At 57.7% G+C, this 14,107-nt stretch carries 13 protein-coding genes and 1 pseudogene; 5 read left to right on the top strand and 9 right to left on the bottom strand.

The window, feature by feature from the left end:
- From BSU04_RS46720 to BSU04_RS30545, 3 genes and pseudogenes are all read left to right on the top strand, one after another.
- Positions 1-1,282 (top strand): annotated as a pseudogene (locus tag BSU04_RS46720) (hypothetical protein); the annotation flags it as partial.
- Positions 1,282-1,971 carry a hypothetical protein gene (locus tag BSU04_RS45830; RefSeq protein ID WP_144021401.1) on the top strand — a complete coding sequence of 230 codons (690 nt, stop codon included), beginning with the start codon at positions 1,282-1,284 and terminating at the stop codon, positions 1,969-1,971. The pseudogene BSU04_RS46720 and the gene BSU04_RS45830, both read left to right, overlap by 1 nt.
- Before the next feature lie 450 nt (positions 1,972-2,421).
- Positions 2,422-2,664: a hypothetical protein gene (locus BSU04_RS30545; protein ID WP_089164042.1), complete on the top strand. Its 243-nt coding sequence runs from the start codon at positions 2,422-2,424 to the stop codon at positions 2,662-2,664.
- A 108-nt stretch (positions 2,665-2,772) separates the two neighbouring features.
- On the opposite strand, the gene BSU04_RS30550 is transcribed toward BSU04_RS30545, so the two are convergent.
- From BSU04_RS30550 to BSU04_RS30565, 4 genes are all read right to left on the bottom strand, one after another.
- Positions 2,773-2,970 (bottom strand): hypothetical protein, encoded by a 198-nt coding sequence (locus BSU04_RS30550; RefSeq protein WP_089164043.1) that lies wholly within the window; start codon positions 2,968-2,970, stop codon positions 2,773-2,775.
- Between the two features lie 608 nt (positions 2,971-3,578).
- Entirely contained in the window at positions 3,579-3,812 is a 234-nt protein-coding gene (locus tag BSU04_RS30555) for a DUF2934 domain-containing protein (protein WP_089164044.1), read from the bottom strand.
- 387 nt (positions 3,813-4,199) lie between these two features.
- Positions 4,200-4,544 carry a cupin domain-containing protein gene (locus BSU04_RS30560; RefSeq protein ID WP_089164045.1) on the bottom strand — a complete coding sequence of 115 codons (345 nt, stop codon included), beginning with the start codon at positions 4,542-4,544 and terminating at the stop codon, positions 4,200-4,202.
- A 37-nt stretch (positions 4,545-4,581) separates the two neighbouring features.
- The gene (locus BSU04_RS30565) at positions 4,582-5,571 is read right to left on the bottom strand and encodes a succinylglutamate desuccinylase/aspartoacylase domain-containing protein (protein ID WP_089164046.1); all 990 of its coding nucleotides are present in this window, start codon (positions 5,569-5,571) and stop codon (positions 4,582-4,584) included.
- A gap of 112 nt (positions 5,572-5,683) precedes the next feature.
- Here BSU04_RS30565 and BSU04_RS30570 point away from each other — a divergent pair, with 112 nt between their 5' ends.
- Entirely contained in the window at positions 5,684-6,817 is a 1,134-nt protein-coding gene (locus BSU04_RS30570; RefSeq protein ID WP_089164047.1) for an RNA-guided endonuclease TnpB family protein, read from the top strand.
- A gap of 60 nt (positions 6,818-6,877) precedes the next feature.
- Here BSU04_RS30570 and BSU04_RS30575 read toward each other — a convergent pair whose 3' ends face one another.
- Positions 6,878-8,350, bottom strand: coding sequence for an NAD-dependent succinate-semialdehyde dehydrogenase (locus BSU04_RS30575; protein ID WP_089164048.1), 1,473 nt, complete (start codon positions 8,348-8,350; stop codon positions 6,878-6,880).
- A gap of 58 nt (positions 8,351-8,408) precedes the next feature.
- Positions 8,409-9,491, bottom strand: a complete 1,083-nt coding sequence (locus BSU04_RS30580) for a tartrate dehydrogenase (RefSeq protein WP_089164049.1) — start codon at positions 9,489-9,491, stop codon at positions 8,409-8,411.
- 123 nt (positions 9,492-9,614) lie between these two features.
- On the opposite strand from BSU04_RS30580, the gene BSU04_RS30585 reads away from it, so the two are divergent.
- On the top strand, positions 9,615-10,532 hold the full coding sequence (locus BSU04_RS30585; RefSeq protein WP_089164050.1) for a LysR substrate-binding domain-containing protein: 918 nt from the start codon (positions 9,615-9,617) through the stop codon (positions 10,530-10,532).
- A 14-nt stretch (positions 10,533-10,546) separates the two neighbouring features.
- Here the strand turns inward: BSU04_RS30585 and BSU04_RS30590 are convergent, their stop codons facing one another.
- The 3 genes from BSU04_RS30590 to BSU04_RS30600 form a co-directional block, all read right to left on the bottom strand.
- Positions 10,547-11,044 (bottom strand): Lrp/AsnC family transcriptional regulator, encoded by a 498-nt coding sequence (locus tag BSU04_RS30590; protein ID WP_089164051.1) that lies wholly within the window; start codon positions 11,042-11,044, stop codon positions 10,547-10,549.
- Between the two features lie 83 nt (positions 11,045-11,127).
- Positions 11,128-12,567, bottom strand: a complete 1,440-nt coding sequence (locus BSU04_RS30595; protein ID WP_089164052.1) for an aspartate aminotransferase family protein — start codon at positions 12,565-12,567, stop codon at positions 11,128-11,130.
- Positions 12,568-12,757: 190 nt separating this feature from the next.
- Positions 12,758-13,684 carry a 2-hydroxyacid dehydrogenase gene (locus BSU04_RS30600; RefSeq protein WP_089164053.1) on the bottom strand — a complete coding sequence of 309 codons (927 nt, stop codon included), beginning with the start codon at positions 13,682-13,684 and terminating at the stop codon, positions 12,758-12,760.
- Positions 13,685-14,107 lie beyond the last annotated feature (423 nt).

A 14,107-nucleotide genomic window follows, 5' to 3' on the forward strand; every position in this document is an offset into this window, starting at 1 on the left:
GATTGGGCCTGACAAGGATCGACTGCCTGCTGATAAGTCCGCGAACTGGCAATCGGTTTCCTTCGCTGCGCAGCAGACGGGTTACGTTAATCTGAGCGACGCTCGAATTCATAAGCTGTCTGACGCCGACTTTCCGTGGTTCATGGGCTGGACGAAGGTCAGCGAAGGCGCGGGTGCCTTGTCCGACGATGGCTTATGTGACGCAAAGGTCATTCTCGATCTACTTCAGGAAGCGAATAGCGCTGATGCACCGAAGGCAGGTGCGGATCAAGATCGGCTAGCCGCGTATTTGCGCGACCACGAAGACGTGCGTCAGAAGCTGCGAGGATTGATTTGCGAGGCGCCGACTGAATGGGACAAGAGCACTAACCATAAGCGCTTCGATCGGTTGATTGAGGTTGGTGAACATTACGCGGGAAATCCGGATGGTCTTCAGAAGTTCATCGAGTTTGTCGAGGGCTTTCAGTTTTGGGATAAGACGGGGCTGCCGACGAAGGTTTGGCATTTTCATCCTCTTAGCTTCGTGGCCCAGTTTAAGAGATGCGGTTGGTTGAGCAAACGTGAACTTGTACGCGCGACGAAAAAGAGTATTCGAAATGAAAAAGGTAATCAAGAAGACGAATTAACGTGGCAGACCGTTATCGATCGACTTAGTGCTGGGAACTCAGTGCGCCCAAGTGATATCGCACTATATATAAACAAAATGATGCGGAAATACGGAATTGTGACCGCCTTACGTCGCGCGCATCTTTTCGGTCAGGTCGCCGCTGAGACAGGTAGATGGCGAGCAATGGTAGAGGCCGGAGATGACGATTACTTTGAAAAATATGAACCGCGTACAGATCAAGGTGAGAAGCTGGGAAATAGTATGCGAGGAGATGGAAGGCGATTTAAAGGAAGGGGATTAATTCAGCTGACAGGTAGATATTCTTACGCAGGATATGGGAAATTTTGTGCGCGGGATTTTTTAGGGGACGCGAGTTCCTTAGTTTTGCAGAATGACGGCTTCAGCACTTGCGACGCCTCAGGCTATTACTGGGCAAGCAAACAGAAATATATTTATGATAGCAAGAAAAAACTTATCGCTAACGGAGAGCAAGGAATTAATTACTGGGCCGATCGCGGTGCTTCTGAGGGAGATATCGCAGAAGTGACAAAACGAATAAATCCGGGATTAAATCATTTCTATATTCGAAAACAATGTTTTAACCATGCGCTGAACGTTTTTGGAGATATGACTATTATATCGATCGATTTTGATGCGATTACGGAGAGCGTGTAATGTCAAAAGTCAAGTTATGCTCTGCGTGTTTGCGAGCTACCTATTTACTTGCGCTCCTAACCGTTGTCTCCAACCCAATAGCAGCCAAAGAACGCACTTATGCGAATAATAGTTGTCCTGTCACATTCGCTGTGCCACCAGATTTAGAATTACGCGACGTTGTAGGATGGACAGATCCCAATGATAAAATCGCATGTCGAATTTCCGTGGTGCGGAAAAATAAATCCAGCGCTTTGCCGTTTGAAAAATCGTTCGATGACGTCATAAATCTTTCCGATATTGTTTTGGATGTCAAGTATGTTTCAATACAATCTCGACTAAAAGACTTGAATTTTGCATTGTTGGATGGTCATATTTCATATAAGGGAGAGACACTTTCTTCCGATGCAAGGGCTATGGGCTATGAGATCTTGAGAACTCGACCGATGGAATACTATCCGGTCGGTCATGGTGACATGTATGTAGGGATACAAGACTTTATTCAAAGAAGTAAGAAAAATTTCTCGAATCGCTCGGTGTCGTACGTTTTTCTACTTGGTAATAAAAAATATTGCATCGATGTCGAAATTACATACGATAAGGGTCGCAACAACAATAAAATTAAGCAAAATACGATTTTGAGGTTGCTGCAGTCGGCGAATTTCCTCGCCGATGGAGGAAATCCTGAAAATTCAGCTTCTCATGAATAATTCCCTATTCCGAGGCAGATGGAATTAGTGAAACGGATCATTAATTCAAACCGAAGCCGCTTGCGATAATCAAGCGGTGTCATAGAAAAGAAGGCGATTCTGTCGACTGGGAGATTTGCAGCGGGAAATAGCCTGAGAAATTCCACGTTCTTCCCTCTAATCAGCCGTCTGTTGGTACCTTTACGGCGCGCTGGTGCAAAATCGTCGGGAGCAAGCCCTGTTGATCTCAGATGAAACGGCGACCGTATATTCCTGGGCTGCCGTCGGTTAAAGAGGAAGGAGATGTAATTGATGGTGAATGATATGGCTAGATCCGTAGGTTTTGTTTTTTAGTCCTAGCTTGCAACTGCGGTTTTGCATGTCCAGTCGATCATAGTTTTTCATCGTGTGAAAGAGATTATTCGATCATTAATGCTGGATCAGGGTGTGCAATTTTAACCTCGAACAGCCGTGTTGCTTGCCCAAACCAGCAACGGTTCCGTCACTGATGCCGAAGTGCGCGCGAAACTCGTTCCGTTCAAGTGTGCGGTCTACCAGCCCGCTTGCAAGCAAATTCATTATCCCGATGAGATAGATGGGGTCGAACAACGCGTGCAAGAGAGCAACGATGCGCCTGCATCGGAAAACGGCGAACATGGAGGCAGCTCAGTGGCAGCGGGTACGGCGTCACAGCGCGTTGATGAGGCGAACTAGGACTGCGAACTGGGCTAGACCATCGACCGAGATGGTCGTTGCTCGCATCGATCAAGTCGATGCGGTCCGCTCCTTGCAGTTTCGGAAGAACACCCGCGCAACAACGCGCTAGTTATACCCAAGTATTGCAATGGCGGTGATGTCGGATCGGTCGGACACATTGCAGGCGAGAACGGTCATGGGCGCCTGGAGCATCGACACATAGGAGGAGCACTGCTTTTCGGTTTTGGCTGCTGCCTTGGATACCGTGCTGCGGCTTACTGCCGGCGACGAGGTCGAGGCATTGAGATGATTGAACGTCTTCATGTTGAACACCACTTCGTTTAGTTATCGGCGAAAACAACGGCGTGCCCGGGTAGACGTTCGCGCAATGGCGCTATCTCGTGACTAACCACGAGACAGCCGAAGTTCGTGTTCTTCCAGTAAGCGCCAACCGCAGGGTTCGGGACATCGGTAGTGTTACCAATGCGGCGGCACAAACCCGCGCTGGCTGGGCTTGGCTCGCATTAAGCGTATGTTTAGGGCAACAGTATTGAGGGCGCGCAAGCGCGAGCGCAATTGGCTTGCGTTTGATTGAGACGATCGCGTGCGGCAGGGTCTACCGACTCTTAGGGTTTAACCGCAATCGATGTTTTTCAGGCCAGGGCCAAAGGGTCACACGACATCACCGCGCGAGGTGCGGATGGTGTGATCGGTTAGCGGCTAACAAGGGGCCACAAGGGGCTCACAAGGCGGATACGTTTCAAGAACAGCCACGCGAACAGCGATGCGGTGCCCCGCGATGCAGACGTGGTGTACTGCTTTCCGAAGGTGTTGCGGCTCGATTAGCGCCATGCGTGCGTACAAAACAATGTCTGCCTTGCGTCACTTGGCCTCGCACGAACTCAAAACAGAGTCGGCCGGCGTATCGGCTTTTATTCAGCCAGCGGGCGGTCCGACGTCGCCTCGGGTTCTTCGCCAAATCCTGCTGTTTCAGTCTCCGTCCCGGTCGCATCCGCCGGCCTTTCATCGTGCGCCGCATCTCCAAGACCCAACTGCTGCCGTGCTTTCCCCCAATACTCGTCCGCGCGTCCGTCAGGACTACCGTCTTGTTCCCAAAGATGGAACGCAAGCGTGCGAATCTGCTCTTCCGACATCTGGACGTCCATAGTCTGCCCCGTAAAAGTGAATACCTGATCCGAAAAAAATCGGTCAACGCAAAACCGTGACCACGCGAAGCTCGCTTGAGCTTAACGACACAGGCAGCAATTTTCGTGACACCCGAAGATTGAGGATCGGGGTATCCGGGTCGCGTTTAAATAAATGGCGACGCGGCGCTCAGAGCCGCAAATTAACGTATGAGGAAAGAATTGCCATGCGGGGGCGCGTGCGAAGGGTTGCGCAAAGACAGGGTGCCTGAATTTGGACGCATTGGACGGGACCGTCGCGCGCGATGGGGCGATGAAACAGCGCTCCAATACGGCCGCGATTCACTGGTGGCCGTATTGGATCACGTTGCTTGTGCCAGGCTGCGCATCGCCCGGGTGTTGCAAGGACTAAAAAATCACATACACCTTGCGCATGGCTTCTTCCACTTCCCACAGCCCTTCGGTATTCGCTTCGAAGAACAGCGTGTCGCCGCTGGTAAAGTGAATCGTGTCTTCGCCGTCGGCCGTAAAGCGCCCGCGCCCGGCCAGGAAATGCATCACTTCCGCCTGCTTCACCGAGCGCCGGTACGTCCTCGCCGTACATTCGAAAATACCGTTATCAATTGCGTCGGCGCCTTCGATCACGCGTTGCACGCCCGAGACTTTGATCGGCGTCGTGCCGGGCAAGCCGGCGGTGCCCCAATCCTCGAGATTTTGCAGGCTGACGCTCTGCTTGATTTGCTGAACCTTCATGTGGACCTTATTGATTCGTTATATGCGAAGCGTGATGTCAGGCCGCGCTATCCCGCTCTACGGTTCGCTCGATTTTCCCCAGCCGCACGACGGTCACGCCCGGACGTAATTGCCGAAGCGACGGCATCACCAGCATGCAGTCATCGTAAGGCGTGTGGATCGGCTCACCGTTCGACCAGCCGATCAGGCTGCCCGCTTCGGGGAAAATTTCCAGGCCCGTGTAAGGCGCGGCAAAGCGAAAATCCATGCTTTGTGCCACCACCGGTTGCGTCACACGTACAACATGCATGGTTTGCGGCAGGGGGCTAAGCCAGTCGCCGGGTAAGTCTTCCCTATCGATCACGCCGGATAGCAGCAGGAAGCGCGCGGTCGTATCGCGGGCGACGGTGACAGCGCTGCGTTCCCAATGCTGTCCGCATTCGATCAGCAACGCGTTCTTCGGGCTGGCGGCGTCGCCGAAACCTTCGTAATCGCGCATCCGGCGGCCTTCGGGATGACCCTCATCGCAGATCACCGTGGCAGGCGTGCCGAGCCGCAACGACAAGTCGATCCCCTTGTCCAGCGGACCCGCGACAATCAGCGGCTTGCTGCGTTCGTGCATCGAATGGAGGTCGAGCAGGGCATCTACCGTATCGATGACCGGACGCATCTCGCGAGCCCGTGCGAGCTCGCTGGACGTACGCGATGTGTCGTCGAGCACCTTGCTGGTCCACACGCGGTTGAAGTCCTGATCGACGAAACGGGCGGCGTCGGGCTTCGACGGATCGAAGCTCGCATACGCCGCGACGTTCGCGAACGAAAGCGTCAGGCGGCCGCGTCGTGGCCGCAATTTCAGGCGCAGCAACGCGTCGACCACAATCGCTCCGCACACTTCATTACCGTGCGTGAGCGCGTTGATCATCACGTGTGGTCCCGGCGTTCCGGAGTCAAACGTGTGCACATACGGAATGCCCGACTCGGACTCGGCATGCACCGAGATATCGGGGAACGTGACCTCGATCGGATAGTTTTCAGCCGGCGTGCTCATAAGTGTCTCCGAGAAATTACGGCCGTCAGGATGAGTTGGAAGGGAACGGTTTTGACGTCGCTTCCGTGCTCCGCTTGACAGCCTCAAACATACCAATGGTATGGTCTGGTGAATGAAAATTAAGCGCGCATACCGATTCCGGTTCTACCCAACGCCCGAGCAGAAAGTTATTCTTGCGCGGACGTTTGGATGCGCGCGCTTTGCTTATAACCACATGCTCCGGCAGCGCACAGAGGCGTGGTATGAGCGGCAGGAACGTATGGGTTATCACGAGAGCTCCGCTGCGTTGACGGTACTCAAAAAGACCGAAGAATATGGCTGGTTAAACGAAGTGAGTTCGGTTCCGGTACAGCAGGCGCTTCGGCATCTGCAAACTGCGTTCACTAATTTTTTCGCCCAGCGGGCGAAATATCCAAATTTCAGGCGCAAGGATGGTCCGCAGTCAGCCGAATACACGACGAGTGCTTTCAGATGGGACGGTGCGGCGCTCAAACTGGCGAAAATGAAAGAGCCGCTTGCGATCCGCTGGTCACGCGCGATCCCCAAAGGCGCGAAGCTAACGACAGTCACCGTGTCGAAGGACACGGCGGGCCGACACCACGTCTCAATGCTCTGCGACGACGTAGTGAGCGCGCGCCCGGTCGCTGCTGGACAGATCGGCATCGACTTAGGGCTTGCCCATTTCGCCATTCTTTCGAACGGCGAGAAGATTGCCGCGCCGAATGTGTTCCGCAAGAACGAGGCGAAGCTCGCAAAGTTGGCGCGGCGCCTCGCCAAGAAGCAAAGGGGCTCTGCCAATCGCAAGAAGGCAAGGGTCAAAGTCGCACGCATGCATGCCAGGACGACAGACTCCCGTAGGGACTTCCTGCACAAACTTTCGACCCGGTTGATCAACGAAAACCAAGTGATCGCCATTGAAAGCCTGTCCGTCAAGAACATGCAGAAGAACCGTCGCCTGTCGAAGTCGATGAGCGATGCAGGCTGGTCCGAGTTTAGGCGGCAATTAGAGTACAAAGCGCAGTGGTATGGGCGTACGCTGATCGGTATCGACCGCTGGTATCCATCCAGCAAGCGATGCAGTGACTGCGGGCATACCATCGCCAAAATGTCGTTGGAGACGCGTGCATGGACATGCCCGGAATGCGGGTCGATCCACGATCGCGACATCAACGCTGCGCGTAATGTTTTGGCCGCCGGGCTGGCGGTGTCAGCCCATGGAGAAAGCGTAAGTCCCATGTCTCTTTGAGATGATGTTGGGTCGCATTCTTTGAAGTGGGAATTCCCTTCCTTTAGGTAGGGGAAAATGTCAAGCGAGATTCCCCTGACACAGGTACTTGATGGAAAGGTAGTCGTCGAGGCCGTACTTCGATCCTTCGCGGCCATAGCCTGATTCTTTCACGCCGCCAAAGGGCGCTGCTTCGCTGGCCAGCGCGCCTTCGTTGATACCCACAATGCCCGCTTGCAGCGCTCGCGACACACGGTCAATACGTCGCACATCCTGGCTATAGAAATACGAAGCGAGGCCGAACGGCGTGTTGTTGGCTGCCTCGATGGCTTCTGCTTCATCGTCAAAACGAAATAGCGCCGCGACGGGTCCGAAGGTCTCTTCGCCGCACAGGAGCATCTCGTGGGTGGCATCGGCGAGCACGGTCGGGGCGTAGTAATGCGGGCCGAGTTCAGGCAGGCGCCGGCCGCCGGCGAGCACGCGCGCACCGTGCGCGAGGGCGTCATCTACGTGGCGCGCGATCTTGTCGATTGCGCGGATGTTGATCATCGGACCGATCTGCGCGTCGGGGTCGGTAGCGGGCGCGACCTTCAATTCGGATACGCGGCGGCTCAGCATGTCGGCGAATTTGTCGTACACACCGGCTTGTACATACACGCGGTTCGGGCACACGCAGGTCTGTCCGCCATTGCGGAACTTGGAGGCGAGAAGGCCCGTGACGGCGGCGTCGAGGTCGGCGTCGTCGAAGACAATGAACGGCGCATTGCCACCCAGTTCCAGCGATAACTTCTTGAGCGTCCCCGCCGATTCACGCGCCAGATACTTGCCCACCGGCGTCGATCCGGTGAACGTGATCTTGCGTACGCGCGAGTCCTCGAGCCAGTCCGCAACGGTCGCCACCGCGTGATCCCGCGAGGCCGTGATGAGGTTCAGCACGCCCGCCGGTACGCCGGCTTCGTGCGCCAACAGCACCAGTGCGGAGGCGGTCAGGGGCGTGTCTTCAGCAGGCTTCGCGACGACCGTGCAACCGGCCGCGAGCGCCGGTGCGATCTTGCGCGCGATCATGGCGAGCGGGAAATTCCACGGCGTGATGGCCGCGACAATGCCGATGGGTTCCTTCACCGCCGTCATGCGCTTGCCGTGTTGCTGCTGCGGAATGATGTCGCCGTAGATGCGCGTGGCTTCGTCGGCGAACCAGGCGACGTACGACGCGCCATACGCTACTTCGCCCCGGCCTTCGGCTAGCGGCTTGCCCTGTTCCAGCGAGATCAGCGCGCCGAGCGCGTCCTGATTCGCGAGGATCAGCGCGTTCCATTTATGCAGGATCGTCGCGCGTTCCTTCGGCAGCAAGTCGCGCCATGCGGGCAGCGCGCGAGCGGCGGCATCGGTGGCGGCGCGTGCGTCGGCGGGGCCGCTGTCGGCGACTTGCGTAATGATTGTGCCGGTGGCCGGATCGGTGACGGCGAAGCGCGCGCCGTCAGCCGCCGCGCGCCATTGGCCATCGATGAAATTGTCCGGGCGGATCAACTCCTTCAGTTCGAACTGGCGTGTCATGGTCCATGCTCCTGGTTTAAGCCAACTTGGTTAAGCGCGATGCTTCGGGCTTGCTAGTTCAAGCCAGCCGCGCGGCAATCGCCTGGCCGACTTCCGTCGTGCTTGCTTTTCCGCCGAGGTCGCCGGTGCGGGGCCCTTCCTTGAGCGTTGCCTCGATTGCCGCAAGGATTGCATCGTGCGCCTCGCGTTCCGGGCCTTTGAAGTCGCCGACAAACTCGAGCATCATGGCCGCCGACCAGATCATGGCGACCGGGTTCGCCATATTCTTGCCCGCAATGTCCGGCGCCGATCCATGCACGGGTTCAAACAGCGAGGGGAATTTGCGCTCGGGGTTCAGGTTGCCCGAAGGCGCGAGACCGATGGTGCCGGTGCACGCCGGGCCGAGGTCGGAAAGGATGTCGCCGAAAAGATTGGTCGCGACCACTACGTCGAAGCGGTCCGGATTGAGCACGAAGCGGGCGCACAGGATGTCGATGTGTTGCTTGTCCCACTTCACGTCCGGATAGAGCGCCGCCACTTCGGCGGCGCGCTGGTCCCACCACGGCATGCTGATGGCAATGCCATTGCTCTTCGTGGCCACGGTGATCTTTTTCTTCTCGCGGCGTTGAGCGAGATCGAATGCGAATTTCAGCACGCGTTCGCTGCCGTGGCGTGTGAACACGGATTCTTGCAAGACGAACTCGCGGTCCGTGCCTTCGAACATCACGCCGCCCACCGACGAATATTCGCCTTCGGTGTTTTCGCGCACGATCCAGAAGTCGATGTCCCCGGCTTTGCGGTTCGCGAGCGGCGACGGCACGCCTTCGAACAAACGCGCGGGGCGCAGGTTGATGTACTGGTCGAATTCGCGGCGGAATTTAAGGAGCGAGCCCCACAGCGAGATGTGATCGGGGACGGTGTCGGGCCAGCCGACTGCGCCGAAGAGGATGGCGTTGCAGTCCTGCAGTTGCGCTTTCCAGTCGTCCGGCATCATCTGGCCGTGCTTTGCGTAGTACTCGCAGCTTGCCCATTCAATGTGCTTGTATTCAATGGAAATGCCAAAGCGTTTCGTGGCGGCGTCAAGGACGCGGATGGCTTCGGGCATTACTTCCGTGCCGATGCCATCGCCGGGAATGATTGCGATTTTGTAGGTCTTGGTCATGTTCGGGGTCCTGTTAAGGGTTTATACGCGTAAGGATCACCAGCCTGTGGCTATTATTTTATTCCGCTCTACAAGGCTTAAAATCAGCGTTTTGGTTAAGCCACTGTGCACGAAGCGTGAATAATGAATGTCACTTCTTCCCCGAACCTCGATGATCTCCGCGTCTTCTGCACGGTCGCCCGCAAATCCAGCTTCAGCGCGGCCGCGGAGGTCCTGTCGGTCTCGGCGGCGTACGTCAGCAAGCGCGTAAGCGTGCTCGAAACCGACCTCGGCACGCGCCTGCTGCATCGCTCCACGCGCCGGGTCGCCATTACCGAGGCGGGCGAACGCGTCTACGCGTGGGCGGAAAAAATCCTCGATGACGTCGATCACCTCGTGGAAGACGTGTCCACCACGCGCCGCATTCCGCGCGGCACGCTGCGCATTTCCAGCAGTTTTGGTTTTGGACGGCATATCGTGGCGCCCGCGCTGGCACGTCTGTCCGATCAACATCCGCAATTGAGTGTGCGCCTGGATCTGTTCGACCGGTTGGTGGATGTGGCGGGGGAAGGTTTCGACCTGGATATCCGGATTGGTGACGAGATCGCGGCGCATTTGATTGCCAAGCGGCTGGCGTCGAATCATCGTGTGCTGTGCGCATCGCCGGACTATGTCGAACGTCATGGCGCGCCGAAGCAACTGGCAGATCTCGCGAGCCATGCGTGCCTGGCGATCAAGGAGCGCGATCATCCGTTCGGTTTGTGGCGCTTGCATGTGCGTGGCGAACCGGTTTCGATCAAGGTGACCGGGCCGTTGTCGACGAATCATGGCGAGGTCGCGGTGCAATGGGCGCTGGCCGGGCGCGGGATCGTACTGCGCTCGCTGTGGGACGTTCGCCCGTTGCTTGAGAGCGGCCAGTTACTGCAAGTGCTGCCCGACGTTACGCAACCGGCCAACGTCTGGGCGGTGTACCCGGCGCGGCTGGCTGCTTCGGCGAAAGTGCGGGTGTGCGTGGACTTTCTCACCGACGAGTTCGCGCAATGGAACCGGCCACTTGCCTAAGGTTAGCAAATTCGCTAACTGTGATTCTGTGAAAACAGGCTTTCGAGCGGATAGTGATTCTTCACGAACGCCGACTTGATGATGATGAAGCTGAAGTACTTCTCAATGCCGATATCGCGTTCGAGCAAGCCTTCAATAATGCTTTGGTAGTGACTGACGCTGCGTGTGACGAACTTGAGCAAGTAGTCGTATCCGCCGCTTGCCAGATGGCACTCCACGATTTCATCCACGTCCTTGATCGCCGCGACGAACTTGATGAAGTCCTCGCGGCGATGATCGGCAAGCGTAACTTCAGTGAAGACAATCTGTATGTCGCCGAGCTTTTCCAACTGGATCTGCGCGCCATATCCGACGATATACCCCGCCTTCTCCAGCCGCTTCACGCGGATCAGGCATGGGCTCGGCGAGAGCCCGACCGCGTCGGCCAGCTCGACATTCGTGATGCGGCCTTTCTTCTGCAATTGCGAAAGGATGCGCAGATCTATGCGGTCAAGCTTGCCTTCGCTGCTCATCGTCAGGGTGTCTCTCCAGTTGCGTGGGATCGTCTCAACAGTGCCATTCGAACTTTGCCGTTTGATCTTGCCGTTTGATCTTATCACGCAGCTACGTGGGCCTTCATCTCGACTTTGACGCCTGCTCTGGCTCCGCCCGAGGCCTTGTTCAGCTTCAGCGCGGCGCGGACTTCGGGTTCGGCGAGCACGTCGTCGAGCGTCTTCTCGAGGCGCTCGAACATCAGGTCGAACTCGCCTTCCGTGTAGCTGAGAGCCGGCGCAAAACCCAGGATGTTGTCGCCGAAAGCGCGGAACACCAGACGATTCCGGTACGCGGCTGCCGTGATCCGGTCGGACAAATTAAGCGCTGCGTCGAAGCCCTGCCGGGTGTCTTTATCGGAGACGAGTTCGAGCGCGCCCAGCAATCCGCGATGACGTGAATCGCCGACCAGCGGATGCGCCAGCAGTGCGTCGAGGCCGCGTGCGAAACGCTCGGCATGACGAACGCCGTTCGCGAGCAGGCCACCTTCGTGATAAAGGCGCAGCACTTCGAGGCCGATGGCCGCGCTGACCGGGTGCGCCGAATACGTATGACCATGACCGACGATCGCGGCGGCGTCGCCGTTTGCGATGCCCTGGTACACGGCGTCCGACATCAATACCGCGCCCATGGGTGCGTAACCGGCCGTCAGGCCCTTCGCGACCGTCATCAGGTCCGGCTCGACGTCTTCGGCCTGGCAGGCGAACAGCGGGCCGGTACGGCCGAAACCCGTGATGACTTCATCGGCGACGAACAGGATGTCGAGCTTGCGGCACGCTTCGCGCATGGCTTTCAGCCAGCCGAACGGCGGCACGATCACGCCGCCCGAGCCCTGGATCGGCTCACAGAAGAACGCCGCGACGTTATCCGCCCCGAGTGCCGCGACCTTCGTTTCCAGTGCGGCGACGGAGGCGGCGATGAGCGCGGCATCGTCGGCGAAATTGTTGCGATACGCATACGGCGACGGGATGTGATGCTGGTTAGGCAACGGCACATCGAAGTTCCGATGGAACGCGGGCAGTGCGGTCAGTCCCGCGCCGACCGACGATGACCCGTGATAACCGCGTTCGAGCGCGATGATGTGTTTCTTCGACGGCCGGCCGGTCGCGTTGAAGTAGTGCGTGATGAAACGCAGCGCGGAGTCGACCGCGTCCGATCCGCCCAGCGTGAAATACACGTGCTGCAGCGAGGCGGGTGACAGCTCGACCAGTTTCTCGGCCAGTTCGATCGCGGGTGCGTTGCCGAAGTGGAAATAGCTGGTGGCGTAGGGCAGGCGGGCCATTTGTTCGGCGGCTACTTTCACGATACTTTGCTGGCCGTAGCCTACGTTGACGCACCAGAGACCGGAGAAGGCGTCGAGGAGTTCGTTGCCTTCGGCGTCGCGCAGGAATGCGCCGCTGGCGGAGTCGAGGACGGTGACGCCGCGGGCTTCGTGGGCACGGTAGTTGATGACCGGATGAATCAGATGCTTACGGTCGGCTTCGATGAGCGATTGAATCGACATGGGGATTTTTCTCGTCGCGGAAAGGGGCTGATGACCGTTCCATACTAGAGAAGGAGGGTAGGGACCCGACGCCCTAAACAATTCGTGAAATAGCGCGAATGCCGCGTTTTGCAGCGCGCCCGCAGCATTTTCTGCCGCGGGCGCGTAAAAACGGTCATTTGCCGTGATTTGCCGTGGTGAGGGGGCAAATTCAGTAGCCGCGGCTGCGATCGATCTGGCCGATCATCGGCAGACCTTCGCGATGGCGTCGCAGATTCTCGAGCACGACTTCCACGGCGCTGTCCGGCCGTGTTTCGCTGGCGATATGCGGCGTGATTCGAACGTGCGGGTGAGTCCATAGCGGATGCGTTGGCGGCAGGGGTTCGGGATTGGTGACGTCGAGGATGGCGTTTTGTAGCTGGCCGCTCGCGAGTGCAGTGAGCAGGTCGTCCTGATTGAGATGCGGGCCGCGGCCGGTTTGAATCAGCGACGCGCCGCGCGGCAGCTTGTTGAATAGCGCGGTGTTCAGCACGCTGCGGGTAGCGTCGGTGAGGGGGAGCAGGCAGATCAGGATGTCGGTGCGGGCGAGGAACGAGTCGAGTGTGCTGGCACCGGCGTAGCATTCGACGCCTTCAATTTCCCGGCCTGAGCGGCTCCAGCCGGCGCAGGCAAAGCCGAACAGTTTCAGCCGTTCGAGCACGGCGGTGCCCAGTACGCCTAGGCCGAGTACGCCGATGCGTCGGGATGACGCTGCGCGTACTGGCAGGGGGTTCCAGGTTTGGTGTTGTTGCTGCAGATGGTAGTCGATGAGGTCGCGGTGAATGGTGAGCACGGCGTGGGTGACGTATTCGACCATTCCTTCAACGATGCCGGGTTCGATCATGCGGACGACCGGGATGTGGCCGGGCACGCCGGAGAGGTCGAATTGATCGACGCCTGCACCGACCGAGAACACGACTTCGAGGTTCGGTAGGGTACGGGCGGGGTCTTCGGGTGGTTGCCAGGCGGCGAGGTAGCGGACCTTCGCGGGATCGCCGGTTTCTGGCCACACGTGGAAGGGCATGTCAGGGGCTTTTTGGGCAAAGAGCCGCGCCCATTGGGCTCCGCGTTCGGGACTGCCTTTATAGAGAAAGCTCATTTCGCTCGCGCCGGTGGATGGGGTTTTTGGGGTTTTTAGGGGGTAGCGGTTGGGGTTGATGCCGGGTTGCTGCTGTTAGTGTTAGCGGTCTGCCTGAGTTGGCTTATTTCTTTAGCACTATTAGCCACTGTGCGTGGCGGCACGTCATTTCTTTGTCCAAAGCGACAAAGAAACGAAGCAAAGAAAACGCTTTCAAACCACGCTACCCTAAGTGTCCACAGCGTGCAGTTTCCATTCATAGGTGCCCCAAAAGCACGGTGCTCGCCAGAGCCACGGATGTGTGAACCCCTCCTTCTCCGTACACGGGTTCTGACACGCTTCGCCACCAGTGACTGAACCTGCCCAAGGTTCACCCCGCGCTATCCGCGAACAACCAACCACCAAATTAGTGTGCTCGGCGCAACCACGTCGCCAACCCACCAG

The sequence above is a fragment of the Caballeronia sordidicola genome, from assembly GCF_002220365.1.
GTDB classification, from domain to species: Bacteria; Pseudomonadota; Gammaproteobacteria; order Burkholderiales; family Burkholderiaceae; genus Caballeronia; species Caballeronia sordidicola_C.

Bases quoted from the DNA above. Each gene is read 5' to 3' on its own strand.
- BSU04_RS45830 (WP_144021401.1), top strand. From the start codon at position 1,282: ATGTCAAAAGTCAAGTTATGCTCTGCGTGTTTGCGAGCTACCTATTTA.
- BSU04_RS30550 (WP_089164043.1), bottom strand. From the start codon at position 2,970: ATGAAGACGTTCAATCATCTCAATGCCTCGACCTCGTCGCCGGCAGTA.
- BSU04_RS30555 (WP_089164044.1), bottom strand. From the start codon at position 3,812: ATGGACGTCCAGATGTCGGAAGAGCAGATTCGCACGCTTGCGTTCCAT.
- BSU04_RS30560 (WP_089164045.1), bottom strand. From the start codon at position 4,544: ATGAAGGTTCAGCAAATCAAGCAGAGCGTCAGCCTGCAAAATCTCGAG.
- BSU04_RS30565 (WP_089164046.1), bottom strand. From the start codon at position 5,571: ATGAGCACGCCGGCTGAAAACTATCCGATCGAGGTCACGTTCCCCGAT.
- BSU04_RS30570 (WP_089164047.1), top strand. From the start codon at position 5,684: ATGAAAATTAAGCGCGCATACCGATTCCGGTTCTACCCAACGCCCGAG.
- BSU04_RS30575 (WP_089164048.1), bottom strand. From the start codon at position 8,350: ATGACACGCCAGTTCGAACTGAAGGAGTTGATCCGCCCGGACAATTTC.
- BSU04_RS30580 (WP_089164049.1), bottom strand. From the start codon at position 9,491: ATGACCAAGACCTACAAAATCGCAATCATTCCCGGCGATGGCATCGGC.
- BSU04_RS30585 (WP_089164050.1), top strand. From the start codon at position 9,615: ATGAATGTCACTTCTTCCCCGAACCTCGATGATCTCCGCGTCTTCTGC.
- BSU04_RS30590 (WP_089164051.1), bottom strand. From the start codon at position 11,044: ATGAGCAGCGAAGGCAAGCTTGACCGCATAGATCTGCGCATCCTTTCG.
- BSU04_RS30595 (WP_089164052.1), bottom strand. From the start codon at position 12,567: ATGTCGATTCAATCGCTCATCGAAGCCGACCGTAAGCATCTGATTCAT.
- BSU04_RS30600 (WP_089164053.1), bottom strand. From the start codon at position 13,684: ATGAGCTTTCTCTATAAAGGCAGTCCCGAACGCGGAGCCCAATGGGCG.